This is a genomic window from Hydrogenophaga sp., assembly GCF_030373245.1.
In the GTDB taxonomy this organism is placed as follows: domain Bacteria; phylum Pseudomonadota; class Gammaproteobacteria; order Burkholderiales; family Burkholderiaceae_C; genus Hydrogenophaga.
In genome coordinates this window covers 448,701-474,321 of sequence record NZ_JAUCZF010000001.1, presented here as the reverse complement: position 1 = coordinate 474,321, position 25,621 = coordinate 448,701, and the positions used below count along the sequence as shown (strand labels likewise).

The 25,621-nt window shown below is 65.3% G+C and carries 20 protein-coding genes; 9 read left to right on the top strand and 11 right to left on the bottom strand.

Features of this window, described 5'->3' with window-relative positions; genetic code table 11:
- Positions 1–7: 7 nt before the first annotated feature.
- The 4 genes from QUV25_RS02325 (at position 8) to QUV25_RS02310 (ending at position 4,512) form a co-directional block, all read left to right on the top strand.
- Positions 8–1,822 carry a GspE/PulE family protein gene (locus QUV25_RS02325; protein WP_300861008.1) on the top strand — a complete coding sequence of 605 codons (1,815 nt, stop codon included), beginning with the start codon at positions 8–10 and terminating at the stop codon, positions 1,820–1,822.
- A gap of 163 nt (positions 1,823–1,985) precedes the next feature.
- Positions 1,986–2,696 carry a Crp/Fnr family transcriptional regulator gene (locus tag QUV25_RS02320; RefSeq protein ID WP_300861007.1) on the top strand — a complete coding sequence of 237 codons (711 nt, stop codon included), beginning with the start codon at positions 1,986–1,988 and terminating at the stop codon, positions 2,694–2,696.
- 60 nt (positions 2,697–2,756) lie between these two features.
- Entirely contained in the window at positions 2,757–3,674 is a 918-nt protein-coding gene (locus QUV25_RS02315; RefSeq protein ID WP_300861006.1) for a DMT family transporter, read from the top strand.
- Between the two features lie 40 nt (positions 3,675–3,714).
- Positions 3,715–4,512, top strand: a complete 798-nt coding sequence (locus tag QUV25_RS02310) for an SDR family oxidoreductase (protein WP_300861005.1) — start codon at positions 3,715–3,717, stop codon at positions 4,510–4,512.
- 4 nt (positions 4,513–4,516) lie between these two features.
- On the opposite strand, the gene QUV25_RS02305 is transcribed toward QUV25_RS02310, so the two are convergent.
- Positions 4,517–5,455 (bottom strand): DMT family transporter, encoded by a 939-nt coding sequence (locus QUV25_RS02305; RefSeq protein ID WP_300861004.1) that lies wholly within the window; start codon positions 5,453–5,455, stop codon positions 4,517–4,519.
- 138 nt (positions 5,456–5,593) lie between these two features.
- On the opposite strand from QUV25_RS02305, the gene QUV25_RS02300 reads away from it, so the two are divergent.
- On the top strand, positions 5,594–6,586 hold the full coding sequence (locus tag QUV25_RS02300; protein ID WP_300861003.1) for a quinone oxidoreductase: 993 nt from the start codon (positions 5,594–5,596) through the stop codon (positions 6,584–6,586).
- A 72-nt stretch (positions 6,587–6,658) separates the two neighbouring features.
- Here the strand turns inward: QUV25_RS02300 and QUV25_RS02295 are convergent, their stop codons facing one another.
- The 4 genes from QUV25_RS02295 to QUV25_RS02280 form a co-directional block, all read right to left on the bottom strand.
- A complete protein-coding gene (locus QUV25_RS02295) occupies positions 6,659–7,804 on the bottom strand; it encodes an aminotransferase class V-fold PLP-dependent enzyme (RefSeq protein WP_300861002.1) in 1,146 nt (381 codons plus the stop codon).
- A 105-nt stretch (positions 7,805–7,909) separates the two neighbouring features.
- A complete protein-coding gene (gene lspA, locus QUV25_RS02290; protein WP_300861001.1) occupies positions 7,910–8,419 on the bottom strand; it encodes a signal peptidase II in 510 nt (169 codons plus the stop codon).
- Positions 8,419–11,361, bottom strand: coding sequence for an isoleucine--tRNA ligase (ileS, locus tag QUV25_RS02285; protein WP_300861000.1), 2,943 nt, complete (start codon positions 11,359–11,361; stop codon positions 8,419–8,421). Before ileS ends, lspA begins: the two co-directional genes overlap by 1 nt.
- A gap of 125 nt (positions 11,362–11,486) precedes the next feature.
- Positions 11,487–12,560 carry a bifunctional riboflavin kinase/FAD synthetase gene (locus QUV25_RS02280; RefSeq protein ID WP_300860999.1) on the bottom strand — a complete coding sequence of 358 codons (1,074 nt, stop codon included), beginning with the start codon at positions 12,558–12,560 and terminating at the stop codon, positions 11,487–11,489.
- 151 nt (positions 12,561–12,711) lie between these two features.
- On the opposite strand from QUV25_RS02280, the gene QUV25_RS02275 reads away from it, so the two are divergent.
- Positions 12,712–13,269, top strand: a complete 558-nt coding sequence (locus tag QUV25_RS02275; protein ID WP_300860998.1) for an HNH endonuclease — start codon at positions 12,712–12,714, stop codon at positions 13,267–13,269.
- A 73-nt stretch (positions 13,270–13,342) separates the two neighbouring features.
- Here QUV25_RS02275 and QUV25_RS02270 read toward each other — a convergent pair whose 3' ends face one another.
- On the bottom strand, positions 13,343–15,763 hold the full coding sequence (locus QUV25_RS02270; RefSeq protein ID WP_300860997.1) for a hypothetical protein: 2,421 nt from the start codon (positions 15,761–15,763) through the stop codon (positions 13,343–13,345).
- Between the two features lie 258 nt (positions 15,764–16,021).
- Here QUV25_RS02270 and QUV25_RS02265 point away from each other — a divergent pair, with 258 nt between their 5' ends.
- A complete protein-coding gene (locus tag QUV25_RS02265; protein ID WP_300860996.1) occupies positions 16,022–16,804 on the top strand; it encodes a hypothetical protein in 783 nt (260 codons plus the stop codon).
- 81 nt (positions 16,805–16,885) lie between these two features.
- Here QUV25_RS02265 and QUV25_RS02260 read toward each other — a convergent pair whose 3' ends face one another.
- The 4 genes from QUV25_RS02260 to QUV25_RS02245 all read right to left on the bottom strand — a co-directional run bounded on the left by QUV25_RS02260 (position 16,886) and on the right by QUV25_RS02245 (position 21,773).
- Positions 16,886–18,454, bottom strand: a complete 1,569-nt coding sequence (locus QUV25_RS02260; protein ID WP_300860995.1) for a DUF11 domain-containing protein — start codon at positions 18,452–18,454, stop codon at positions 16,886–16,888.
- Positions 18,455–18,665: 211 nt separating this feature from the next.
- Complete coding sequence (locus tag QUV25_RS02255; protein ID WP_300860993.1) at positions 18,666–19,781, bottom strand: acyl-CoA dehydrogenase family protein; 1,116 nt, start codon at positions 19,779–19,781, stop codon at positions 18,666–18,668.
- Between the two features lie 15 nt (positions 19,782–19,796).
- Positions 19,797–20,978 (bottom strand): acyl-CoA dehydrogenase family protein, encoded by a 1,182-nt coding sequence (locus tag QUV25_RS02250; protein WP_300860991.1) that lies wholly within the window; start codon positions 20,976–20,978, stop codon positions 19,797–19,799.
- A 72-nt stretch (positions 20,979–21,050) separates the two neighbouring features.
- Positions 21,051–21,773 carry a YceH family protein gene (locus tag QUV25_RS02245; protein WP_300860990.1) on the bottom strand — a complete coding sequence of 241 codons (723 nt, stop codon included), beginning with the start codon at positions 21,771–21,773 and terminating at the stop codon, positions 21,051–21,053.
- A 51-nt stretch (positions 21,774–21,824) separates the two neighbouring features.
- Here QUV25_RS02245 and purN point away from each other — a divergent pair, with 51 nt between their 5' ends.
- Complete coding sequence (gene purN / locus QUV25_RS02240; protein WP_300860989.1) at positions 21,825–22,412, top strand: phosphoribosylglycinamide formyltransferase; 588 nt, start codon at positions 21,825–21,827, stop codon at positions 22,410–22,412.
- A gap of 83 nt (positions 22,413–22,495) precedes the next feature.
- On the opposite strand, the gene QUV25_RS02235 is transcribed toward purN, so the two are convergent.
- Positions 22,496–24,115, bottom strand: a complete 1,620-nt coding sequence (locus tag QUV25_RS02235; RefSeq protein ID WP_300860987.1) for a peptide chain release factor 3 — start codon at positions 24,113–24,115, stop codon at positions 22,496–22,498.
- Between the two features lie 221 nt (positions 24,116–24,336).
- Here QUV25_RS02235 and QUV25_RS02230 point away from each other — a divergent pair, with 221 nt between their 5' ends.
- Complete coding sequence (locus QUV25_RS02230) at positions 24,337–25,605, top strand: RsmB/NOP family class I SAM-dependent RNA methyltransferase (protein WP_300860986.1); 1,269 nt, start codon at positions 24,337–24,339, stop codon at positions 25,603–25,605.
- Positions 25,606–25,621 lie beyond the last annotated feature (16 nt).

Sequence of the window (25,621 nt, the reverse complement as noted above, 5' to 3'; positions counted from 1 at the left end):
GGACTGCATGAAAACCCAAGCCTCTGCCCAAGCCGCCGCCGAAGTCCCCCCGGGTCCGCTGGACTGGCGCATGCTGGTCGACTGGCTGCGCACCGATCAGGTGATCTCGGCCGACGAAGCGCGCCGCACCATCGCGCGCTGTTCGTCCGCCCACAGCGCCCAGCACCCGCTGCAGCGCCTGGCCGTGGTGGCCATGGCACGCGCGGCGGATGGTCGTGTGCTCGACGTCGAATCGCTCACCCAGTGGCTGGCCGAGCGCGCGGGGCTGAGCTATCTGCGCATCGACCCGCTCAAGGTAGACGTCGGCAAGGTGGCCGACGTGATGAGCGCCGCCTATGCCGAGCGCCACAAGGTGCTGCCGGTGCAGGTGAGTCCGACCGAGGTGGTGGTGGCCACGGCCGAGCCGTTCATCCGCGACTGGGTGCCCGAGGTGGAGCGCCAGACCCGCAAGACCGTGCGCCTGATGCTGGCCAGTCCGCTGGAGATCACCCGCTACACCGCCGAATTTTTTGCGCTCGCCAAGTCGGTGCGCGCGGCCAACAAGAGCGGCGGCCAGGCCGGCTTTGGCAGCTTCGAGCAGCTGGTGGAGCTGGGCAAGGCCAACAAGCAGCTCGACGCCAACGACCAGAGCGTGGTGCAGGTGGTGGACTGGCTGTGGCAGTACGCGTTTGACCAGCGCGCCAGCGATATCCACCTGGAGCCGCGGCGCGAGCAGGGCGTGATCCGCTTTCGCATCGACGGCGTGTTGCACCCGGTGTACCAGATGCCCATCGGCGTCATGAACGCCATGACGGCGCGCATCAAGCTGCTGGGCCGCATGGACGTGGTCGAGCGCCGCCGCCCACAGGACGGGCGCATCAAGACCTTGCGCCCCGGCGTCGGCGCGGTCAAGGGCGATGAGGTGGAAATGCGCCTGTCCACCCTGCCCACCGCGTTTGGTGAAAAGCTGGTGATGCGCATCTTCGACCCTGACTCGACGGTGAAGGATCTGAGCGCGCTGGGATTTGCGCCGCACGACGCGCAGCGCTGGGAAGGTCTGACCAAGCGGCCGCATGGCATCGTGCTGGTGACCGGGCCCACCGGCTCGGGCAAAACCACCACGCTCTACGCCACCTTGAAGCGCCTGGCCACCGAAGAGGTGAACGTGAGCACGGTGGAAGACCCGATCGAGATGATCGAGCCTGCGTTCAACCAGACCCAGGTGCAAGCCCATCTGGACCTCGATTTCGCCCAGGGGTTGCGCGCTCTCATGCGGCAAGACCCGGACATCATCATGGTGGGCGAAGTGCGCGACCTGCCCACCGCCGAGATGGCCGTTCAGGCTGCGCTCACCGGCCATCTGGTGTTCACCACGCTGCACACCAACGACGCTCCCAGCGCCATCATGCGGCTGATGGAGCTGGGCATACCGCCTTACCTCATCAACGCAACGGTGCTCGGCGTGCTGGCACAGCGCCTGGTGCGCACCCTGTGCCCGGCCTGCCGCACGCGCGAGGACGAGGCCCAGACCAAGGCCTCGCGCGAGGCACTGGCCGAATTGGTCAAGCCGTGGCAAGTCAGCGGCAAATACAAGCCCTACCGGCCTGTGGGCTGCGTGGACTGCCGCATGACCGGCTTTCGCGGTCGCATGGGTCTTTACGAGCTGCTGGTGGTCACCGAAGAGTTCAAAGACCAGGTCAACCGCGAGCCACGCGTCGAAACCCTGCGCAAGCAGGCGGTGAAAGACGGCATGCGCCCGCTGCGCCTGGCCGGCGCGGCCCGCGTGGCAGAAGGCCTCACCACGCTGGACGAGGTGCTGGCAACCACGCCGCCGGTCAGTTGATGCCCCCACGCTCCGCCGCTGCGCGGGTCGCTGCCCCCCGAGGGGGCTGGGCCTGCCTTGGGGCGGCCCGGCGGCTGGCCCGTTCATTGCCCCCACGCTGCGCCGTTGCGCGGGTCGCTGCTCTACAGTGCGATGTTCTTTCCGACCCGATGCAACCCACCGCATGATCCCCGTCAAAACCGAATCCGCCTGGCGCGGCACCGCCGACTGCCGCAGCTGCGGCATCCGCGACATGGTGCTGTTTGCCGACCTGCACGAAGAAGACTTCAAGCTCATCCACGCGCCCATTGACGACCTGGAGCACCCGGCTGGCCACGCGCTGGTGCGCATGGGCGAGACCGCGACTTCGCTCTACACCCTGCGCGCGGGCGTGGTCAAGCTGGTGCGCAACACCCTGGACGGGCGCCAGCGCATCGTGCGTGTGCTGCGCGCGGGCGACGTGATCGGGCTTGAAGCGCTGATGGCGCCCACCTACGAGTCTGACGCGATCGGCCTGACCAGCATCAAGGTCTGCCGCCTGCCGCTGCAAGTGATCCAGCGCCTGAACCGCGAGACGCCGCGCCTGCACCAGCGCCTGCTGGAGCGCTGGCACCGCAGCCTCAAGGAGGCCGACGACTGGCTGGCCGACCTCAACTTCGGCACCGCCCGCCAGCGGGTGGCCGGACTGATCCTGAAGATGCGAGCCGACCACGACGCCTCGGTCAGCACGCTGTTTTCGCGCGAAGACATGGGCGCCATGCTCGACCTCAAGCTGGAGACCGTGAGCCGCACCCTCAACGCCTTCCTTCGAGAGGGTAGCCTTGAGGCGCTCGACAACCACGGCCGCGTGTACCGGGTGGTGGATGCCGAAGCGCTGGTGGCACCCAAGCCCTGAACGCTGACGCAGGATGGCTGGGCGACAGCCGCCGCGCGATGGACTGCGGATAATCGCGCGATGACCGCCGCCGTGCATGTGCCGCCCTCCCACCTCGCCAGCGGCCTGCTGCTGGCCGGCCTGGGGTCGATCGCGTTCAGCGGCAAGGCCATCATCGTGAAGCTGGCTTACCAGTACGGGGTGGATGCGGTCACGCTGATCATGTACCGCATGCTGTTTGCGCTGCCGCTGTTTCTGGCGCTGGCCTGGTGGGCCAGCCGCGGCAAGCCGCCGCTCACCCGCAGCGACTGGCTGGGCATTCTGGGCCTGGGTTTCACCGGGTACTACCTGGCGAGTTTTCTCGATTTCTGGGGTCTGCAGTACATCACTGCCAGCCTGGAGCGGCTGATTCTTTATCTCAACCCCACGCTGGTGCTCCTGCTCGGCTGGTTCATCTACAAGCGGCGCATCACGCAGCTGCAGGCCACCGCCATGGCGATCAGCTACGCCGGCGTGTTGCTGGTTTTTGGCCATGAAGCTGGCCTGCAAGGGCCTGACGCAGTGGTCGGCGCGATGCTCGTGTTCGGCAGCGCGATCAGCTACGCGATCTACCTAGTCTACAGCGGTGAGCTGGTGAAGCGACTCGGTTCATTGCGGCTGGTGGGGCTGGCCACCAGTGTGGCCTGCGTGCTGGTGCTGCTGCAGTTTGTGCTGCTCAGGCCCATGAGCGCTGCGCTGGTCGCGCCCGAGGTGATCTGGCTCTCGCTGCTCAACGCCACGCTGTGCACCTTCGCGCCGGTGCTGATGGTGATGATGGCGATCGAGCGCATTGGCGCCAGCCTGGCCGCGCAGACCGGCATGATCGGGCCGATGTCCACCATCGCCATGGGGGTGGTCATCCTGGACGAACCGTTCAACGCCTGGATCGTCGTTGGCACCGCGCTGGTGGTGGCGGGCGTGTTCTTGGTCACGCGGTTTGGCAGGGCGCCAGCGAAGTAGCGCTTCAGGTTTTCTCAACTCATTTTTTCAAGGAAACACGATGGATCTCGGCATCAAAGGCAAATGGGCGCTGGTGTGCGGCGCCAGCAAAGGGCTGGGGCTGGGCTGTGCGCAGGCTATGGCGGCTGAAGGCGCCAACCTGGTGATCGTGGCGCGGGGCGCGGGCGACCTGCAGACCGCAGCGGCTGGTCTGCGCGAGGCCAGTCCCGGCGTTCAGGTGATCGCGGTGGCCGCCGACATCACCACCCCGGAGGGCCGCGCAGCGGCGCTGTCGGCACCGCTTGGGCCAGGCAGTTCGTTTGACATCGTGGTCACCAACGCGGGCGGTCCGCCACCGGGCGACTTCCGTGGCTGGGACCGCGAGATCTGGCTCAAAGCGCTGGACGCCAACATGATCACGCCGATCGAGCTCATCAAGGCCACGGTGGACGGCATGGCGCAGCGCGGCTTTGGTCGCATCATCAACATCACCAGCAGCGCAGTGAAGGCGCCGATCGACATCCTGGGCCTGTCCAATGGCGCACGCAGTGGCCTCACGGGTTTTGTGGCGGGTGTATCCCGCAGCGGCCTGGCGGCGCAGGGCGTCACCATCAACAACCTGTTGCCCGGCGCCTTCGATACCGATCGTCTCAAGACCACGCTGGAAAGCGCTGCGACCAAAACCGGTCAGCCGATCGAGGCGGTCATGGACGCCCGTCGCAAGACCATCCCTGCGCGCCGCTTCGGTACGCCCGCCGAGTTCGGTGCGATCTGCGCGTTCCTCTGCAGCGTTCACGCCGGCTACATGACCGGCCAGAACGTGCTGGCCGATGGCGGGGCCTACCCGGGGACGTACTGAGGTTTCAGCGCCGTGAGTTCACCAGGATGCCACCCACGATGAGCGCGAAGCCTGCTGCGTGGTAAAGGCGCGGCGCCTCGCCGAGCAGGGTGGCCGAGAGCACGGCAGCAAACAACGGCGTGAGGTTGGAGAAAAACCCTGCAATGGTTGGTCCCACCCGTCCCACGCCGGCGCTCCAGGCCCGGTAAGCCAGCAGCGACGGGCCTACGGCCACATAGACCAGCGCCAGCAACAGCGGCCAGCCCCAGACGATGTGTGGCTGGCCAGCAGGCGCGGGGGGAAGCACCAGCCACTCGCCAGCGCTCATCAGGCCCGACCAAGCCACGCCGAAGACCACCTGGGCGAGCAGGAAGGCCGCCCAGTCGGCCTTGATTGCTGCAGGCTCGGCGCCAGCAGGCGGTTTGGCGAGCTGCCAGCTGTAGGTGGCCCAGACCAGTGAGGCCAGCAGCATCCAGGCGTCGCCCGGCACCAGCTTCACACCGATCAGTTGCGTCACCTCACCACGCGACAGCACCACCGCCACACCGCTGAGTGAGAGCGCGGCACCGAGCGCGGCGCGGCGCGAAATGGCCACGCCGTAGAACACGCGGCCCAGCAGCAGCATCCAGATGGGGGTGGCGGCCGCGACTAGGGTCACGTTGATGGGGGTCGAGGTCTTCAGGGCCAGGTATTGCAAGGCGTTGTAGAGCCCGGCACCAAGCAGGCCCAACCAGGCGAAACGGCGCCAGTGGGGCCACATGCCGCTGTCGCGGCGCAACACCCAGCCCGCCAGCGGCAGCAACAGCAGCAAGGCCAGCGACCAGCGCGCGAAATTGAGCGTGATCGGTGGGATCACGCCCTGCATCATCCGGCCCACCACCGCATTGCCGGCCCACATCAGGGGCGGGATCAGCAAGAGGGCGGCGGTGCTGGCGGTGAGCTGACCGGAAGAAGGCGAGGACATGGCAGGCACTGTAACAACGCAGCGCCGCGTTCCCACGCCGAGCGCGATGGGTGCTGTCGCACAGGCGCGGCGATTTCGTGGCAGCATGTGGGCCCTTTTCCCCACAACACATTGCCGGACCACCGGCCAGGAGACCTCATGACCCAGACCAGTCGCGCCGTGCGCATCCACGCCACCGGCGGCCCCGAGCAGTTGGTGATCGACAACGTGCCGGTGGGCGAGCCCGCAGCGGGCCAGGTGCGCATCCGCCACCACGCCATTGGCCTGAACTACATCGATGTGTACCAGCGCAGCGGCCTGTACCCCAACACCATGCCGCTGGCGCTCGGCATGGAAGGCGCAGGCGTGATCGAAGCGGTGGGCGAGGGTGTGACTCACCTGAAAGTGGGCGACCGCGCCGCCTACGCCGCCAACCCGCCTGGCAGCTACTGCGATGTGCGGGTGATGCCGGCCATGAACGTCTGCCAGCTGCCCGATGGCATCGATTTCGAAACCGGCGCGGCCATGATGCTCAAGGGACTGACGGTTCAGTACCTGCTCAAGCGTTGCCCGCCAGTCGAGGGCTTGAAGGCGGGCGATTTTGTGCTGTTCCACGCCGCCGCCGGCGGCGTCGGCCTGATCGCCTGCCAGTGGGCCAAGGCCCTGGGCCTGCGCCTGATCGGTACGGCAGGATCAGATGAAAAGTGCGCGCTGGCCCGGGAGCATGGCGCCGAGTTCACCATCAACTACCGGACCGAAGATTTCGCCGCCCGGGTCAAAGAGATCACCGGTGGCAAGGGTGTGAAGGTGGTCTACGACTCGGTGGGCAAGGACACGTTCGACAAATCGCTCGACTGCCTGATGCCCTTTGGCTTGATGGTGAGCTTTGGCAACGCCAGCGGCCCGGTGGCGCCGTTTGCGCCGGGGATTCTGGGTCCCAAGGGCTCGATCTATGTGACGCGGCAGACGCTGTTTTCCCACATCACCAGCCGCGAGCGCACCCAGTCCATGGCCGACGATCTGTTTGCGGTGGTGCTGAATGGTCAGGTCAAGATCCGCATCGACCAGCGATTCCCGCTGACCGAGGTGCAGGCTGCGCACAAGAGCCTGGAGGCGCGCGCCACCACCGGCTGCACCGTGTTGCTGCCCTGACCTGCCTGATCCAGAACAAAGGCCTCGCTGCGGCGGCAGCGAGGCCTTTTCATTGACTGGATGCCGAGGCGTTCAGGCCGACACGGCAGCGGGTGCGACCTCGGCCAGCGCCGTCTCCAGGTGTTGCAGAGTGGTCGGCACGTCGTGCCACTTGTCCAGCCCGAACAGGCCGATGCGGAAGGTACGGAAATCGGCCGGCTCGTCGCACTGCAGCGGCACGCCCGAGGCGGTCTGCAGGCCCACAGCGAGAAATTTCTTGCTCGACTGGATGTCGGGATCGGTGGTGTAACTCACCACCACGCCGGGTGCCTGGAAACCTTTCGCGGCCACGCTGGGGAAACCGTGGCGCTCCACCAGATCGCGCACCCCCTGACCCAGCGCCACCTGCTCTTCGCGTACCCGGGTGTAACCGTAGGCTTCGGTCTCGTTCATGGTGTCGCGCAGGCGGACCAGCGCATCGGTCGGCAGCGTGGTGTGGTACGCGTGGCCTCCACCCTCATACGTTTCCATGATCTGCAGCCACTTCTTCAGATCCATGGCGAAGGTGGTGCTTTGCGTTGCGTCGATGGCTTTTCTGGCCCGTTCGCTCAGCATCACCATGGCGCAGCAGGGCGAGCTGCTCCAGCCCTTCTGAGGCGCGGAGATCAGCACGTCCACACCGGTGGCGGCCATGTCGACCCACATGGCGCCGGAAGCAATGCAGTCCAGCACAAACAGACCGCCCACCGCGTGCACCGCATCGGCCACTGCGCTCAGGTAGTCGTCGGGCAAGATCATGCCGGCCGAGGTTTCCACGTGTGGCGCGAACACCAGTGCGGGCTTTTCCTTGGCAATCGTGGCCTTCACTTCCTCGATGGGTGCCGGCGCCCAAGGGGCCTGTGAGCCCTCGCAGGTGCGGCGCGCTTTCATCACGGTGTGGCTGGCGGGAATCGAGCCCATGTCGAAGATCTGCGTCCAGCGGTAGCTGAACCAGCCGTTGCGGATCACCAGCACGTGTTTTCCGTGCGCAAACTGGCGCGCCACCGACTCCATGCCGAAGGTTCCGCTGCCTGGCACCAGCACGGCTGAGTGGGCCCCGTAAACGCGCTTGAGCATGGCCGAGATGTCGGTCATCACGCCCTGGAAGCGCTTGGACATGTGGTTGAGCGCGCGGTCGGTGTACACCACCGAAAACTCGAGCAGGCCGTCGGGGTCGATCTGGGGCAGCAATCCGGGCATGGGTGTCTCCTGAACGTATGGCGGTCGGGTTGACAGCGCCATGGTGGCTGCATGGCAGCCTGGCCGGTCATTCTGGCACGACTTGGGTGCCGTGCGCCACCCTGCTCACCGGGAACGACGCACCCTCAGGATTTCATCCAGGATGAGGCACATCGCGCCGATGGAGATGCCCACGTCGGCGATGTTGAACGAGGGGAAGTGACCGCCGTGGAAGATGCCGGACAGGAAGTCGAAGTGGAAGTCCAGCCAGTCGATCACGTAGCCATGCACCACGCGGTCAATCACGTTGCCGATCGCACCACCCAGGATGCAGGCCAGGGCGAATGAAAACAGCTTCTGCCCGCTGTGCGACCTCAGCATCCAGACGATGAAGATCGCCGCACCGATGCCGATGGCGGTGAAGAACCAGCGTTGCCAGCCACCGGCACCTGCCAGAAAGGAGAACGCAGCGCCCGAGTTGTGCACCCGAACCACGTTGAAGAACGAGGTCACGTAGGTGCTGTCGCCCAATTGGTAATAGCCCAGGATCAGCGCTTTGGTGAACATATCGGCCAGCAGGATTACCGCTGCCAGGCCGATCCAGGGCCAGAAGCTGCTGTGGTGTTTCGAAGCCATCAGGCGACCTTTCGAACTTCACCCGCGCCGCCGCCTGCCGCTTCGGCCAGGTTGCTCACGCAGCGGCCGCAGATCGTGGGGTGGGCTGGGTCGGAACCCACGTCGTCGCGGTAGTGCCAGCAGCGCTCGCACTTGGTGGCGCCGCTGGGTTTGACGGCCACGGCCAGCTCGGTCCCGTCGTTCACCTCGACCGCCGAGGTGATGGTGACAAAGCGCAGGTCCTCACCCAATGAGCGCAACAGCGCCGCATCGTCGGCGCCAGCGGTGATGGTGAGCGTGGCCTGCAGCGAGGCGCCGACGCCACCGGTGCTGCGCACGGCTTCGATTTCCTTGTTGGCCAGATCGCGGATGGCGCGGATACGCGACCACTTGGCCAGCAGCGCCTCGTTCGGCGACGGCAGTGGCGAGAACGTTTCGAAAAAGATGGAACCCCGGGTCTGGTCGCCTGCCAGCACTGGCCAGGCCTCTTCGGCGGTGAAGCTGAGGAAGGGCGCCATCCAGCGCAGCATGGCGTGGGTGATCTGGTGCAGCGCGGTCTGCGCACTGCGTCGTGCCAGGCTTTTGGGTGCGGTGGTGTAGAGCCGGTCCTTGAGCACGTCGAGGTAAAACGCGCCCAGGTCTTCCGAGCAGTACACCTGCAGCTTGCCCACCACCGGGTGGAATTCGTAAGCGTCGAAATGCTTCAGGATGTCGGCTTGCAGTTCGGCCGCGCGCGCCAGCGCGTAGCGATCGATCTCCAGCATCTGGTCCAGCGGCACCGCGTCTTTGGCCGGGTCGAAGTCGCTCACGTTGGCCAGCAAAAAGCGCAGCGTGTTGCGGATGCGGCGGTAGCTGTCGACGACGCGAGCGAGGATCTTATCGTCGATGTTGAGGTCGCCCGAATAGTCGGTGCTGGCCACCCACAGGCGCACGATTTCGGCGCCGAGCTTGCTGGTCACGCTTTGCGGGTCGACCGTGTTGCCCAGGCTCTTGCTCATCTTGCGGCCCTGGCCGTCAGTGGCGAAGCCGTGGGTCAGCAGGCCTTTGTAGGGCGCGCGGTCGTGCAGCGCACAGCCCAGCAGCAGCGAGCTGTGGAACCAGCCACGGTGCTGGTCGTGGCCTTCGAGGTAGAGGTCGGCCTCTGGGCCGCTGGCGTGGAAGGCCCCGTTGGGGTAAGCCTTGGCGTGGCTGCCGCGCAGCACGTGCCAGAAGGTGGAGCCGGAGTCGAACCACACCTCCAGGATGTCGGTGCTCTTGGTGTAGTTCGGGGCGTCGACGGCGCCGAGGATCTCCTCCGCCGTCACGCGGCTCCAGGCTTCGATGCCGCCCTGCTCCACGATGTCGGCCGCCTGATCGAGGATGGCCATGGTGTTGGGGTGCAGCTCGCCCGAATCCTTGTGCAGGAAAAACGGCACCGGCACGCCCCAGCTGCGCTGGCGCGAGATGCACCAGTCGGGCCGGTTGGCGATCATGTCGCGCAGACGGGTCTTGCCGTTCTCAGGGTAGAAGCTGGTGTGGTCGATGGCGTCGAGCGCGAGCTGGCGCAGGGTCTTGGGCGCCTTGTCTTGGGTGAACACGCCTTCGCCCTCGTCCATGCGAACGAACCACTGCGCGGCGGCGCGGTAGATCACCGGCGTCTTGTGGCGCCAGCAGTGCGGGTAGCTGTGGGTGATGCCTTGGGTGGCCATCAGGCGACCGTGCTCGCGCAGGGTATCGATGATGACCGTGCAGGCCTTCCAGATGTGCTGGCCGCCGAACAGCGGCAGCTCCTCGGCGTAAACGCCGTTGCCCTGCACCGGGTTGAGGATGTCGTCATAGGCCAGGCCGTGGGCGACGCAGCTGTTGAAGTCGTCGACGCCGTAGGCAGGGGCCGAGTGCACGATGCCGGTGCCGTCGCTGTCGCTGACGTAGTCGGCCAGGTACAGCGGCGAGAGGCGTTTGTAGCTGTAGGCGCCAACGCCGCTGTCCAGATCGTGCAGCGGGTGGCGGAACACCTGACCACGCAGCGCTTCGCCATGGACCGTGGCCAGCACGTTGCCGCTCAGGCCGAAGCGCTCCAGGCACTTGTCGACCAGGCTGGCCCCCAGCAGCAGCACGCCCTTGGGCGTGTCCACCAGGGCGTATTCCAGCCCGGGGTGGGCGTTGAGCGCCTGGTTGGCGGGGATGGTCCAGGCGGTGGTGGTCCAGATGACCGCGAAGGCTTGCTTGCCGACCGGCAGGGCGCTCAGGCCGAAGGCTTTGGCCAAGCCAGCCGCATCGTTCGACTCGAAGGCCACGTCCAGCGTGTCGCTCTTCTTGTCGGCGTATTCGATCTCGAACTCGGCCAGCGACGAGCCGCAATCGAAACACCAGTACACCGGCTTGAGGCCACGGTAGACAAAGCCGCGCTCGATCACACGCTTGAAGGCGCGGATTTCACCGGCTTCATTGGCGAAGTCCATGGTGCGATAGGGGCGTTCCCAGTCGCCGAGTACACCCAGGCGCTTGAAGTCTTCGCGCTGTTGGTCGATCTGTTCGGTGGCGAAGGCGCGGCTCTTGGCCTGCATGTCGTCGCGCGACAGGTTGCGCCCATGCAGCTTTTCGATCGCGTTTTCGATTGGAAGGCCGTGGCAGTCCCAGCCGGGGATGTACTGCGCGTCGAAGCCGGCGAGCTGCCTGGACTTGACGATCATGTCTTTCAGGATCTTGTTCAGCGCGTGGCCGATGTGCAGCTTGCCGTTGGCGTAGGGCGGGCCATCGTGCAGCACAAACAGAGGTGCGCCCTTGCGCGCCTCGCGCAAACGCATGTAGAGACCCTGGTTGCCACCGCTGGCGTTCCAGTCGGCCACCCAGGCCGGTTCGCGCTTGGGCAGGTCGCCGCGCATGGGGAAGGCGGTGTCGGGCATGTTGAGCGTGGCGCGGTAGGCGCTCGCTTCGGGCTTGCTGGCAGTGGGTGCAGCCGCGGTGTGTGGTGTGTCGGACATGGGCTCGGCTCGGTGAAGGCTTTGACAGGCTCAGCCCGGTCGCTGGGATAGGGCGGACAAGTGGGAAGAGGGTGAACCGTTCGCCCTGAGCCTGTCGAGGGCGGCGACCGGGCGGACCAACCGGTCTAAATTCGGTCGCGCGTGGTCTGGCGGTGAGTCTGGCCGTAGGCTTGTTCGGGCAGGGTGGCAAAAAACTGGCGCGCTGCATCGCAGTCCTGAGCGATGCCTCGGGTGAGGGCGTCCAGACTGTCGTACTTCAGCTCGTCATGCAGTTTGTGCAGCAGTTCCACGCGGATGATTTTACCGTAGGCCTCTGCGCCGGCCGGGTGCTGCGCCAAGGCTGCTGGCCATTCCAGGCAGTGGGTCTCCAGCAGCACCCGGCCACCGTTGACATCTTGCGGGTCCAGCGAGGGGCGAACACCCAGGTTGGCCACACCGGTCAAGGCCTGGCCGTCGGGCAGCAGTCCGTGCACCAGCACCGCAAAAATGCCGCTGGCTGCAGGCTTCCAGTGGGCGAAGCGCAGGTTGAGGGTGCGAAAACCGTCGCCCGCACCGGTCGCGGTGGCGCCCAGCTCGCGACCGAGCTTGCGGCCGTGCACCACATGGCCACTGATGGCATAGGGCCGACCGAGAAGGGCCGTGACCCGCTCCATGTCGCCACGGGCCAGCGCCTCGCGCACCGCCGAGCTGGAGACCCGCGTGCCGTGCACCTCGTAGCTCTGCATGCGCGCCACATCGAACCCCAGGCGTTGGCCGGCGGCATCGAGCATGGCGTAATCGCCAGCCCGCCTGGCCCCAAAACGGAAATCGTCGCCCACCAGCACGTAGCGCACACCGAGCTGCCCCACCAGGATGTCTTCGATGAAGGCCTGCGGCGACAGGGCGGCCAGCGTGGAGTCGAACGGCATGACCACGCACTGGTCAACGCCGCAGCGAGCCAGCTCTTCGAGCTTGTCTCGCAAGGTGGCGATGCGCGCAGGTGCGAGCTCTGGCTTCTGGTGCAGGGCGGCGAAGTGGTCGCGCGGATGGGGCTCGAACGTCATCACGCAGCTGGGCACACCCCGGTGCCGGGCCTCGTTGTTGAGCAAGGCCAGCATGGCCTGGTGGCCCCGGTGCACACCATCAAAATTGCCGATGGTGAGGGCGCAGCCGGCGCCACCTGGAGAAGGCAGGCCGCGCAGGCCTCGGATGATGTTCATGACCAGAGGGAAATCGCCAGCGAGCGGCGGATGGGCTTGGAAGCACGGTATATTGACACACGCAAATGCCTGCGCCCTGTCACCGGGTCAGCGGGCGGTCGCGAAGACAGATTGTCCGGTTGGTATTCAGTATTCAACATGGAGGTGGGTCTTGAAGGTCTTGAAATTGTCCGCGCAGGGCTTGCCCCAGTCGTGGATCAGCCTGGAAGAAGCTGTGCTGCATTACGCGGCGCAGGAAGTGCGCTGGGAAATGGGCGCCGAGGTGGCCGTTTTCCACGGCGGTCACAACGCGCTCACCGGGCTTCAATCCATCATCACCGTCAACTCCATCATCGGCACCCACGGCGTACCGCGCATCAACCCGTTTGAACTGAGACCTTCGCTCACCAACAGCAAGCTGTTTTCTCGCGACCGCTGCCTGTGCGCCTACTGCGGTGGGCACTTCCACGAAGACGAACTGACGCGCGAGCACATCGTGCCGTTGGGCCAGAACGGGCGCGATCTCTGGATGAATGTGGTCACAGCCTGCAAGTCGTGCAACCACCGCAAGGGCAACCGAACCCCCGAGCAGGCCCACATGCCGCTGCTCTACGCGCCCTATGTGCCCAGCCTGTGGGAAGACTTCATCCTGCGCAACCGCCGCATCTTGGTCGACCAGATGGAGTTCCTGATGTCGCACCTGCCCAAGACCTCGCGGCTGCACGCCTGACCCCCTCGTAAGAACCAAAAGAAAGAACCCGCCTAGGCGGGTTCTTTCATGGGTCAGAGAGATCGAGGAACCGTCACGGCACGCCGTTGGCGGTCACGCCGCACGTGACCACAAAGCTCAGGCTGGAACTTGCCGGGAAGCTGGCGAGGGGCACGCCTGCCGGCGACTGCAGGTTGGCGAGGCTGAGCACGGGTGCCACCGGGCAGACGGCTGCTCCGCCGCTGACGATGCAGCTCACGGCCGTGCAGCTGAGGCCTGTGGCAGCCGGGTCTCTGAGCACGGCGTTGGCCGCAGCAGAAGGTCCGCCGTTGGCCACGGTGATGGTGTAGCTGGTGGTGGTGCCGGCGGTCAGGGTGCCCACCGCATTGGTCTTGGTGATGGTCAGCAGGGTGGTGGCGGTGATCGACACGTCTTCCTGGATGCTGGCGCCTGAGGCGTAGTTGGAGCCTCCCGCTGTGCCGCCGCCGGTGGCGTAGGTCGCGCCCGGCGTGGTGGTGCCATTCGCGACACTGCGCGTGGGGTCGCTGTAGAGGGTGTTGGCCGGGTTCTGGTAGGTGCCTGGCGCGGCGTTGTTGAGGTTGACCACAAAGGTGGCCGTCAGGGTGCCTCCCGGGGGAATGGTGAAGCTGTTGGCGTCGCTGCCGCCCGGGGTGCCGATGATCACGGTGGAGGTGCCCGAAGCGGGTGCCGCAGTGGGTCCGGAGGCGCCTGCGCCCAGCGCCACGGTGGCGGTGCTGCTGGCCAGCGTGAAGGGGACCGGCAGCTCGTCGCTCAGGGAGACGCCCACTGCATCGCCCCCACCCCCCGTGTTACTGACCCTGATGGCATAGACCGCGGTGGGCTGAGCCGGCAGTGTGCGCGTGGGCGTCGAGGTGCTCTTGATCACGGTGAGCGCCGGGAAGCAGCTGGTTGGGTTGGGAAACTGCGTGCCCGAGAAGGTCACGTTGGCCTGGCCACCCGCGCCGCCCGAGGCGCCGAAGGTGTTGGAAACGCCGCTGACCGGTACGTTGACTCCGGCAATACCCCCGGCAAAGGTGGTCGCGCCGACGGTGACGCCGGTCGAGCGGATAAAAGCACCGCCGCCACCGCCGGCGCCAGTACCCTGGGTTTCGTTGCCTCGAAGCGGCAGACCGGTGTTGCCGCCTGCACCGCCAGAAACGTTGACCTGAAGGCCCGGTACCGACGTGGATTCGGTCACCAGCACCACCGTTCCCCCGGCGCCGCCGCCGCCCGCCGCGTCCCGTCCCGCTGGTTGCCCGCTGCCACCGCTGGCGCTGAACTGACCACTGCCGGTGATGTTGCGAGCGCGTACGAAAATCAGGCCGCCGCCGTTGCCGCCGCTGCCTTGCGCCAAGGTCGGATTGTCATTGGCGTTGTTGTTTTCGCCCGCTCCGCCGCCGCCCCCCAGAAACAGGCGGGCCGCGGTAGGCGTCACACCCAGCCCGCCGAACCCGCCCATGGCCCGAGCGCCATCACCGCCACAAGCAAAGAAGCCTGGGCCAAATTGAACACAACCGCCGGTGTTGGTGGTGCTGAAAACAGCAAACGTGTTGCCGCCACGACCGCCAGTACCGGCATTGCCACCGCCACCGCCGCCCGCGTTGTGCTGCGTACCACCGCCGCCTGCATTGCCCGCGGCACCACGTGCGAGATCCAGGCCATTGGGGTAGCCGGAGGTGCCCAGGTTGAGACCGCTGAAGCCAGCGTTGATGACCGTGTCGGAGCGCACAAAGCGAGGGGTGCCGGCGATGCCTTCGCCCTTGGCTGCTCCGAGGTTGGCGGGTGGCGTGCCTGTTGTCTGGGCACTCGCATAGGTGGTGACGTTGCTGCCAGAGATGACGGTCGCATTTTGCGAACCACCGCCGCGAAAACCCGTGGCATTGGCATTGACGGTCGTGCCGTTGAGGTTGAGCACGCCCGACGCATCAAGCACAAACAGGCCACCGGTGCTGCCGTCCCAGGGGGTCACGTTCAACGTGCCGCCCGGCAAGGACACAGAGGCGAACTGCGGTACGCGCACCACCTGGAAGCGGCGATTGCCTGAGGTGGCGTTGGCGCTGGCGGTGGTGTAGGTGTTGGCCAGCGGGCTGTCCAGGGTGATCGAGCCTGCGCTGGCCACAACCACCTGCTTGAACTCGTAAAAGCCCACGCTGCGCAGGTTGGTCGATCCGGTGGCGGGATCGCCGGCGACACCGTCGCCATAGGCACCCGAATCGGTGTTGTTGATCAGTGCGTCCTGCATCTGGATCACCAGGGCCAGATCTCCCGCCGCGAAGGCGGTCGACGCGGCATTGGTGTCGGTTCGCGCTGCGCCGAAGTTCACCACACTCGACCCAGCACTGGCTGTACCGCTGCCCGGGAAGTAGGTGTTGCGGGAGAAATTCACGCCGTCCTTGCCGGGGGCCGCGCAGACCTGTGCCCAGATCGGTGCGGCAAGACCAGACAGGCCTAGCGCCAGCGTGACTAGGCGCAAAGACTTCAGGAAGCGGTGCATCGTGGTCTCTCGGAATCGATCAGGAGCATGCCCAGGCGGGATGAAGCGAGACCGCCAGGATGCATGAATTGGTACTAATGCGAGTGTAGCCGGACCTACAAAAGAATTTGAACCTGAGCCCGATAGGTGCGGAAAAGTACCGGGATAAGCGCTCAAGAACGCTGGCCAAAGACCGAAGACTGAAGGAAAGGCAGGTCAGGCCGGTCCACCCGGACGAAGTTGAAGCCACGTCCAACCAATCAGATCAAGGGGAAGTTCATGTCGGTATCACTCAGCGAATTGCGTGCGGGCGGCATCGTGGTCGTGTTGGGCGCCCTGCTGCTGGCAGGCTGTGGCGGTGGAGGCGAAGAGCTCACCACGCCGGTCGCGAACGACCCTGTTTCGCCGCCCGTGGTCGATTTGAGGCCGACGGCAGACGCCGGACAGCTGGGTTCGGTGGCGAACCGGTGTGGCGTGAACAGTTTTGAGGACTTTGGCGCGACCACCATCAACAGCGGCAGCTTTCTGGCGACGTTCAACGGTCTGTCTCAGGTCGTGGGCTACCTGGCCTCAGGAGACTACTTTGACACGTCGGTGCGAATGGATGTGGCCATTCCCCAGACCGACTTCCGGATGGCCAGCCTCAGCCAGGGGCATGACACCCACCGGATGGGCGTGGCCATGAATGGTCCGTTTCTGGTCGGTGCACTCGCCTGCGTCAAGGGTGTGGGGCGCGTGACCGTGGTGGATGGCCGCACCGAGGTGCACTGGTTCAGCGACGCCTGGCCGCAACTGCCCGTCCAGAGTTTGCCGGGCACACCGGTGGCGGGGCTTGAGTGGTTCGGCAACTTCGAACCCGGCAACCCCACCATCTACTTCACGCTGGACGCCAGTGAAGTTGCACGACCCGAAGCCCTGTCTTTGTGTCAACTGAGCAGCGCAGATGCGTGGACTTGCGAAAGTGTTGGCAGCGTCTACAACGGCGTCAGTTACACATTCTCCTCGCCGGTGACAGGTCATGGTGTGTATGTTCTGACAGAGCTGCAACAGCCCGGCAGCTGATGAGCCATCAGGAGTGCACCTGACCCTGCCAACAAGAAACCCGCCGAGGCGGGTTTTTATTGGCATTGCGCAGGCGGAGCGCTATGGCACACCGGTTGCCGTGACGGTGCATGTCACGGAGAAGCGAACGCCTGAAGAACTATTGATCAGGGGTATGGGAACACCGGGTCCTTGCAGATTGGCAATGGTGAGAGTCGCTGGTGCCGGACAAGTCCCTGCGCCCAACGGTGCACAGGTCACCGCCGTGCAGCTCAAGCCAGTTACTGCGGGGTCTCGCACGACCGCATTGGCCACGTTGGCAGGACCGTTGTTGAATGCGTCAAGGGTGTAGGTAGTGGTCTGACCTGTCGTGAGCGTGCCGACGGCATTCGTTTTGAATACGGTGAGGTTGGCTGCCGGCGTGATGGTGGCGGTCGCGGTACCGATGTTGTTGTTCGGGTTGGGGTCGGTCACCGGCACGGTGATGGTGGCCTGACCCACGTTGGTCAGGGTGCCCGAGAAGGTGTTGCTCAGCGTGGCGGTGACGTTGTAGCGCAGGGTGGCGTTGAGCGACAACGATACGGTGGTGTTGATGTTGCCGGTGCCAGTGGGTGTGGTGCCGCAGCTCGTGGCGACGAGGGTCGCACTGCCTGGGTTCTGAACGGCGCAGGCCCAGCTGGCGTTGGCGACACCGGCCGGAAACGCGTCCTGGATGAGGATGTTCTGCACCACGCCTGGCCCCGGATTGGTTGCGGTCAGGGTGTAGAACACCGTCTGACCTTGCAACGCGGTGGTGGGCGTGACGGTCTTGGTGAACGACAGATCGACCGGGAACGAGCGGGACAGATCGGTCAGACCGTTGTTGGTGGGTCCCACCACACTCGCCGCACCCGTGGTGCTGTTGATGCGCCACAGATCGTTGGTGCTGTTGCTGGCGTAGAGACACGGCGCCGGGGACGCGGCACAGCCCGCACCAGTCGGACCTTCGGCAATGCCGTTGGGCACGCCAGTCAGAGCCAGGTTGGCACCAATCTGGGTCACCGGCACAGCGGAGCCACTGGGAACAGTCGCAAAACTGGCGGCATTGGCCCGGTACAGACGGTAGGTTGCACTTCCGTTGGTGATGGGGGCCACGGAATACAGGTCACCGTTGTTCACGCAGGCGAAGTCGCCGCTGCCGCCGGTGGGCAGGCCCGTCCAGGTCAGGGAGCGAAGCGTCGCGGCGTTGTTGGCGTTGATCTCGAAGAACTGGCCGACGTTGGTGGCTGCGTAGAACCGACCGTCCGGGCAGTGGGTGGCGCGCAAGGTGACGTCGCCCAGCACAGCCGATGCGGCCCCCGTGATGTTGCCGACGAAGGTGTTGGCGCAGGTCAGCGGGTTGATGCGGTAGAGCTTGGGCACGCCGGTGCCATCCCGGTCGATGTAGTAGGCCTGCCCGTCGATGCTGGAGACCGAAACCGCGGTGGACGGGCTGCTGAGTGCGCAGATGTTGGTGGCTGCGCCGGTGGTGGTGTTGATGCTGAACAAGCGGTTGGAGCCTGGGATCGTGATTCCGGCCGTTCCTGCCTGACCAACGCCGTACACCACCTGGGCATGGCCAGTCGACGCGAAGGTGAGCGCAATGCTCAGCGATCCCAGGCCAGTCAGGAGGTGGCGCAACAGGTTGTTCATACAGCGGTCAGCGAGAAATTGGGCACATCAACGTTTCGGGGCAACGCTGGATAAAAAAGTACTCAAATTTTATCTCGAACGCAGCCATTCAAAGGCTGTTTTCGACCGCATGCGCGCCATTTCTCACGCCTTGGGATCCATCGACAATCGCCGGTCGAGGTCTGTCCCAACAGGCTCGGCCTGAGGCCGGGTCGGCATCAGGCCGAGTGCCTCAGGCGAACACGCCAGCGGTGTCCTGCATGCAAGCGCTGACCTCACCGAGGTGGTGCAAGGTGTCGCCAAAGCTCATTTCCATCTGGGTGAGCTTTTTGAAGTAGTGGCTGGCGATGTACTCGTCGGTCACGCCGATACCGCCATGCAGCTGCACGCTTTGTTGCCCGACAAAGCGCATGGACTGTCCCAGCTGTACCTTGGCGCGCGACATGGCGGCGCGGCGCTCCGGCGCAGGGGCATTGAGCTTGAGCGAAGCGTAGTAGCTCATGGAGCGCGCCAGCTCCAGCTGCATCTTCATGTCAGCGACGCGGTGGCGCAGGGCCTGGAAGCTGGCGATGGCCACGCCGAACTGCTTGCGGGTGTTCATGTACTCGACGGTGATCGCCAGCGTCTTGTCCATCACGCCCACCGCCTCGGCGCAGGTGGCGGCGATGCCGATGTCCACCGCGTGTTCCAGCGCGGCTGCACCTTCGAGCGTCACGAGGATGGCGCCTGCCTCGTCGAAACTCACGTCGGCCGCACGGCTGCCGTCCTGGGTGACATAGCCCCGAGCCGAGACGCCTGGGGTCTTGCGGGCGACCAAAAACAGCGCCATCTTGCCTCTTACCTGGGCCGGTACCAGGTAGCCGTCGACCTGGTCACCGGCGGGCACGAGGTGTTTGTGACCGGTCAGATTCCACGCGTCGCCGCTGGCCTGCGCCTGGGTGGTGCAGACATCGAGCCGATACCGGGCACCCCGCTCCTGGTGTGCCAGTGCCACCAGGGCCTCGCCGCTGGCGATTCGGGGGCACCAGTCGGCCTGCACGCCTTCGGGTGCGTAGCCTGCCAGCACCGCGCCACTGATGAGGGTCTGGGTGAGGGGTTCGAGCACGATGCCCTGGCCCAGACCCTCCAGCGTCACCATGGCTTCAACCGGGCCCATGCCCATGCCGCCGAGGGCTTCGGGAATGTACAAGCCGGTCAGCCCGAGTTCGGCCAGCTCGCCGTAGGCCGAGCGGTCGAAACCGCCCGCGGCAACGATGGACCGGCGGCGCTCGAAGCTGTAGCCCTTTTCCACCCACTTGGTGCAGGCATCGCGCAGCTGTTCCTGATCGTCAGAAAAGTCGAAATCCATCTCAGCTCCTTGAGGTCAACCCAGAACGGTCTGGGCGACGATGTTGCGTTGCACTTCGTTGCTGCCACCGTAAATCGTGGTCTTGCGCATGTTGAAGTAAGTCGAAGCCAGTGGCGCATTGGCCACCTCGCCACCAGGGAAGTCGCCCTGCCAGCCGGCTTCCATGGCTTCTTCGATGAAGGGCAGGCTGTAGGGGCCGGCGGCGAGCATCATCAGCTCGCTGTAGCGTTGCTGGATTTCGCTGCCGCGGATCTTGAGCAGTCCGGCGATGTCGAGCGAGTTCTTGCCCGATTTTTCGGCCGACAGCACGCGCAGCACCAGCATCTCCAGCGCCACCACGTCGACCTCCAGCAGCGCGATCTGGTCGCGGAAACGAACGTCACCCCACATCCCTTCGGCCTTGGCGATGCGCTTGAGTCGCTCCAGCTCGCGCTTGGCGCGGTTCACATCGGCGATGTTGGTGCGCTCGTGGCTGAGCAGGTGCTTGGCGTAGGTCCAGCCCTTGTTCTCTTCGCCGATCAGGTTTTCGGCTGGCACCTTGACGTTGTCGAACCAGACCTCGTTGACCTCGCATTCGCCATCCAGCAGTTTGATCGGCCGCACGCTCACGCCGGGCGAGCTCATGTCGATCAGCAGAAAGCTGATTCCAGTCTGTGGTTTGCCTTCGCTGCTGGTGCGCACCAGGCAGAAGATCCATTCTCCATATTGGCCGAGCGTGGTCCAGGTCTTCTGGCCGTTGACGATGTAATGGTCGCCCTGTCGCTCAGCCTTGCACTTGAGCGAGGCCAGGTCCGAGCCCGAGCCAGGCTCGCTGTAGCCCTGGCTCCACCAGACTTCGCCGCTGGCGATGCCCGGGAGAAACCGTTCTTGCTGTGTCTGGTTTCCAAAGGCCATGATCACTGGCGCCACCATCACCGGTCCGAAGGGCACCACCCGCGGTGCACCGGCCAGCGCGCACTCTTCCTCAAACAGGTGTTTCTGCACGGCGTTCCATCCTGGACCGCCAAACTCCTTAGGCCAGCCGTGGCCGAGCCAGCCCTTCTTGCCCAGAATCTTGGCCCATTGCTGCATGTCGTCGCGCGACAGGCGCAGAGCGTTGTGCACCTTTTTGGCGATGTCGGCCGGCAGGTTGGCCTTGACCCACGAGCGAATTTCTTCGCGAAACGCCTGCTCTTCGGGCGTGAATGCCAGGTCCATGCAATGTCTCCTTGTTCGGTGGCCGGCTCGCTTGAGCCGGTATCACTTTCCAGTTTCGCACGACCGTTCGTTTCACTCCTGTCCGGGCTGCGACAGACCTAGTTGTTCGTTCAAGCTTTGCAGCTGGTCCTGCAGGGTGGCGACCTTGTCTTCCAGCGCGGCCACGCGCCGCGTCAGCCGGATCACGTCATCTTCGGTGGCGCTGGTACCAGAGGTGCTGGCCATGGCGTCGGCCACGGTCAGGTCCACCGGTCCACACAGCAGGTGGGCCCAGCGCTGTTCCCGCGCACCGGGCGCACGGGGCAACTTGACCACCAGCGGGCCGCCCTTCTCGTGCGCTCTGTCCTGCAGTTCTTCCAGAAACGCATCGACCGACGCGATGTCGAGAAACTTGTACCAGCGTTCGGTATTGAGCCGCAGCTCGCCCGCTGTTTGGGGCCCGCGCAGCATCAGCATGCCCAACAGCACGGCCGACTGCTCTGGCAGACCCATTGCACGAAGGAAGTTGTGCTCGTAGCGAGTGACCCGGCCACCGCTGCTTTCGAAGACCAGATGGAGTGCGCGCAGGTCGTCCAGGGCTTCAAGCACCGCGGCATCGGGCAACTGCATCACCGGATCGCGACTGGACTTCTGGTTGCAGCCGGTCACCAGCGTGTTGAGCGTGAGCGGGTAGCTGTCGGGAACGGTTCGGGCCTTTTCCATCAGCGTGCCCAGCACCCGCGCCTCGACCGGGGTGAACGGGCGCTGGGAGATGCTGTGCCGGTGCGAGGCTGGGGCGGTGGAGTCTTGGGTCATTACACTTCTGGCCTTTAGAAAGAACTTGCACGCTGGCGCGTGCGCGCTGGCGTGAATAAAAACATCGTGATTCTGATCTCGGGCAGTGGCTCCAACATGGCGGCCATCGTTCAGGCGTCTCGGCGTCAGCACTGGGAAGAGCGGCACGGCGCGCGCGTGGTTGCAGTGTTGAGCAACAAACCCGATGCGCCTGGCCTGTCGCTTGCGCGGGAGCTGGGCCTGGCCACCACCGCACTCGACCACCGAGGCTACCCCAACCGCGAAGCGTTCGACGCCGCGCTCATTGCCGCAATCGATCGCCATGCGCCCACGCTGGTGGTGTTGGCCGGCTTCATGCGCATCCTCACGTCCGGTTTTGTGGCGCACTACGCCGGCCGCCTGATCAACATCCATCCCAGCCTGCTGCCAGCCTTCACCGGATTGCATACCCACCAGCGTGCCATCGACGCGGGCTGCTGCTTCGCTGGCTGCACGGTTCACCGCGTGACCCATGATCTGGATCATGGCGAGATCCTGGACCAGGCCGTGGTGCCGGTGCTGCCGGGCGACGATGCGACCACCTTGTCGGCCCGTGTGCTCAGTCAGGAGCACATCGTCTACCCCCGAGCGATCGAGCGCTTGCTGGCCAACGAAGGGTAGTCCACCGGGAACGCGGCGAAACCGGCTCCGCCGGGCCGCACGCGTTGCCCCCTGGGGGGAGACGCCGCAGGCGGCGCGGGGGGTTACATACTCTTGTGGAACACCAGGCCCGCATGCTCCCGCATCGCGTGGAACTTGATCTTGGGCCAGTTGGCTTCGACCGCACGCAGGGTGGCCGCATGGTCCACCAGCAGAGTGGGCGCATCGACCGCATCCAGCGCCACCCGGTGGCTGTTGGCATCGATGAATTTCTTGAGCTCGATCTCGCCGCCGTCTTCGGGCGCGCAGGTCACCCAGCGCGCCACCTGGTAGGGGCTGTTCATGATGCGGGCCTTGACGCCGTACTCATGCTCCAGCCGGTGCGCCACCACCTCGAACTGCAGCTGGCCTACGGCCCCCAGCAGCAGCACTGAGCCCGCCACCGGACGAAACACCTGGATCGCACCCTCTTCGCCCAGCTGGGTCAAGCCAGCGCGCAGCTGCTTGCTGCGCAGCGGATCGGCCACTTCCACACTGCGAATGATCTCGGGCGCAAAAAACGGCAGGCCAGTGAACTGCAGGCTCTCGCCTTCGGTCAGCGTGTCACCGAGCTGAAGCACGCCGTGGTTGGGGATGCCGATGATGTCCCCAGCAAAGGCCTCGTCAAGCAGTTCGCGGCGCTGTGACAGGAACGACACCACGGTGTTGGGCCGCAGGTCTTTGCCCGAACGCACCACCTTGAGCTTCATGCCGCGTTCAAAATGACCGCTGGCCACCCGCACAAAAGCGATGCGGTCGCGGTGAGCCGGGTCCATGTTGGCCTGAATCTTGAACACCACACCGGTGAATTTGGGTTCTTCGGGGTGCACCACGCGCTGCAGGGCGGGCCGGTCGCCAGGCGGCGGCGCCAGGTCCACCAGCGCATCCAGTACCTCACGCACGCCGAAGTTGTTGACCGCCGAGCCAAACAGCATCGGCGTCTGTTTGCCGGCCAGGAACTGCTCTTCGTCGAACGGTGGCGAAGCACCTTCCACCAGCTCCAGCTCGCCTTTGGCCTGTTCGAACTCGGCACCAAAGCGCTTCACGCTCTCGGGGTTGTCGAGGCCGGCCAAAACGTCTTCATCGCCACCACGGCGGTCATCTCCGGCGGCGAACACGCGCATCTGATCGGTGCGGCGGTCGAACACGCCTCGAAAAGTCTTGCCCATGCCCACCGGCCAGGTGAAGGGCACGACCGTCATGCCCAGCTCGCGCTCGATCTCGTCCATCAGGTCCAGCGGGGCCTGCACCTCGCGGTCCATCTTGTTGACGAAGGTGAGGATGGGCGTGTTTCGCGCGCGGCAGACCTGTAGCAGGCGCCGGGTCTGCGGCTCCACGCCGTTGCCGGCATCGATCACCATCAGCGCCGCGTCCACCGCGGTCAGCACGCGGTAGGTGTCTTCGCTGAAATCCTGGTGACCGGGCGTGTCGAGCAGGTTGATCACGCAATCGCGGTACTCCATCTGCATCACTGAGGAGGCGACCGAAATGCCACGCTGCTTCTCAATTTCCATCCAGTCGCTGGTGGCGTGCCGGGCCGCCTTGCGCGCTTTCACGCTGCCGGCGATGTTGATCGCGCCTGAAAACAGCAGCAGCTTTTCGGTCAGGGTGGTCTTGCCTGCGTCGGGGTGGGAAATGATGGCAAACGTGCGCCTGCGGCGCACTTGGTCGGCAATTTGAGACATAACCCATGATTATCGACTCCCCCTGCGCCGCTGTTCGGCTTCCCCCAGAGGGAGACGACACCAGCGCCCTGGCAAAGCCAGTTGCGCGGTGCCTGCTGGCACAGGCTCGTCCGGCGTGAAGGGTTTTTGTCTCAGAGATGCCGTGGGATCGGCTTGGCCGGGCCACAGGCAATGTCCCCTTGGGGGAAGCCGCGCCGCGGCGCAGGGGGGACAATCCTGTTATGCACCCCAAAGCCCTGATAGAAGCCTGCGCCACGCTCATCGAGCGTGTGTTCAAGTTTGACCACCCCGCCGACGCTGTGGTCGCGCGTTACTTTCGTGAGAACCGATCGCTGGGCCCGCGCGAGCGCGCCACCCTGTCCGACACCGTCTACACCGCGTTGCGTCAGCGCCTGCGGCTGGAATGGTTGGCGCGGTCGGGCAGCGGGTCCAAGTGGCGGCGGCTGGCGATCCTGGCTTTCCCCGGCGATGTCGACTTCCTCAAAAGTGTGCTCACTGATGTGGAAAAAACCTGGCTGGACCACTGTCATGCAGCGACCGACGCCGATCTGCTCGCTCCTCACCGGCACAACCTGCCCGAGTGGCTGGCCAGCGCCGTGCGCGAGCAGCTGGGTGAGGAATTTGATGACTTCGTGGCCAGCCTGGACCAGCCTTCGGTGCTCGATTTGCGTGTCAACACGCTGAAGAAAAAGCGCGAGGCGGTGCTCGCGGACTTGCGCGCGGCGGGTCTGGTCTGTGAACCCACACCTTTTTCACCAGTGGGCATTCGCGTGACCGGCAAGCCCTCGTTGGCCAAGCTGCCTGCATTTGTGCAGGGTGATGTCGAGGTGCAGGACGAGGGCTCACAGCTGCTGGCGCTGCTGGTCGATGCCAAGCGCGGCGAGATGGTGGTGGACTTCTGTGCCGGGGCTGGCGGCAAGACGCTGGCCATGGGCGCGAGCATGCGCAACAGCGGCCGACTCTACGCGATGGACACGTCGGGACACCGGCTTGACGCACTCAAACCTCGGCTGGCCCGCAGTGGCCTGTCCAATGTGCATCCGCTGGCCATTGCCCATGAGCGAGACGAGCGCATCAAGCGTCTGGCCGGCAAGATCGACCGGGTGCTGGTCGACGCTCCTTGTTCGGGCCTGGGCACGTTGCGCCGCCACCCAGACCTGAAATGGCGCCAGACACCTGAGACCGTGGCGGCGCAGACGGCGTTGCAGCGCGCCATCCTGGACAGCTCGGCGCGCCTGCTCAAGCCGGGCGGTCGCCTGGTCTATGCCACCTGCAGCCTGCTGCGGGAGGAGAACGAAGCGGTGGCTGAGGCCTTCGGGGCCGCTCATCCCGATTTTGAGGTGGTCGCCGCTTGCGATGTGCTGGCAGGCGCCCAGGTGCCTGACCCAGAGCGGCTGTGTGCTGGCGAAATGCAGCAATGGCTGCGTTTGTGGCCTCAACGGCACGCTACAGATGGCTTTTTTGCTGCTATTTGGCGGAAAAAGCCTTGAAACCGCAGCGATTGAC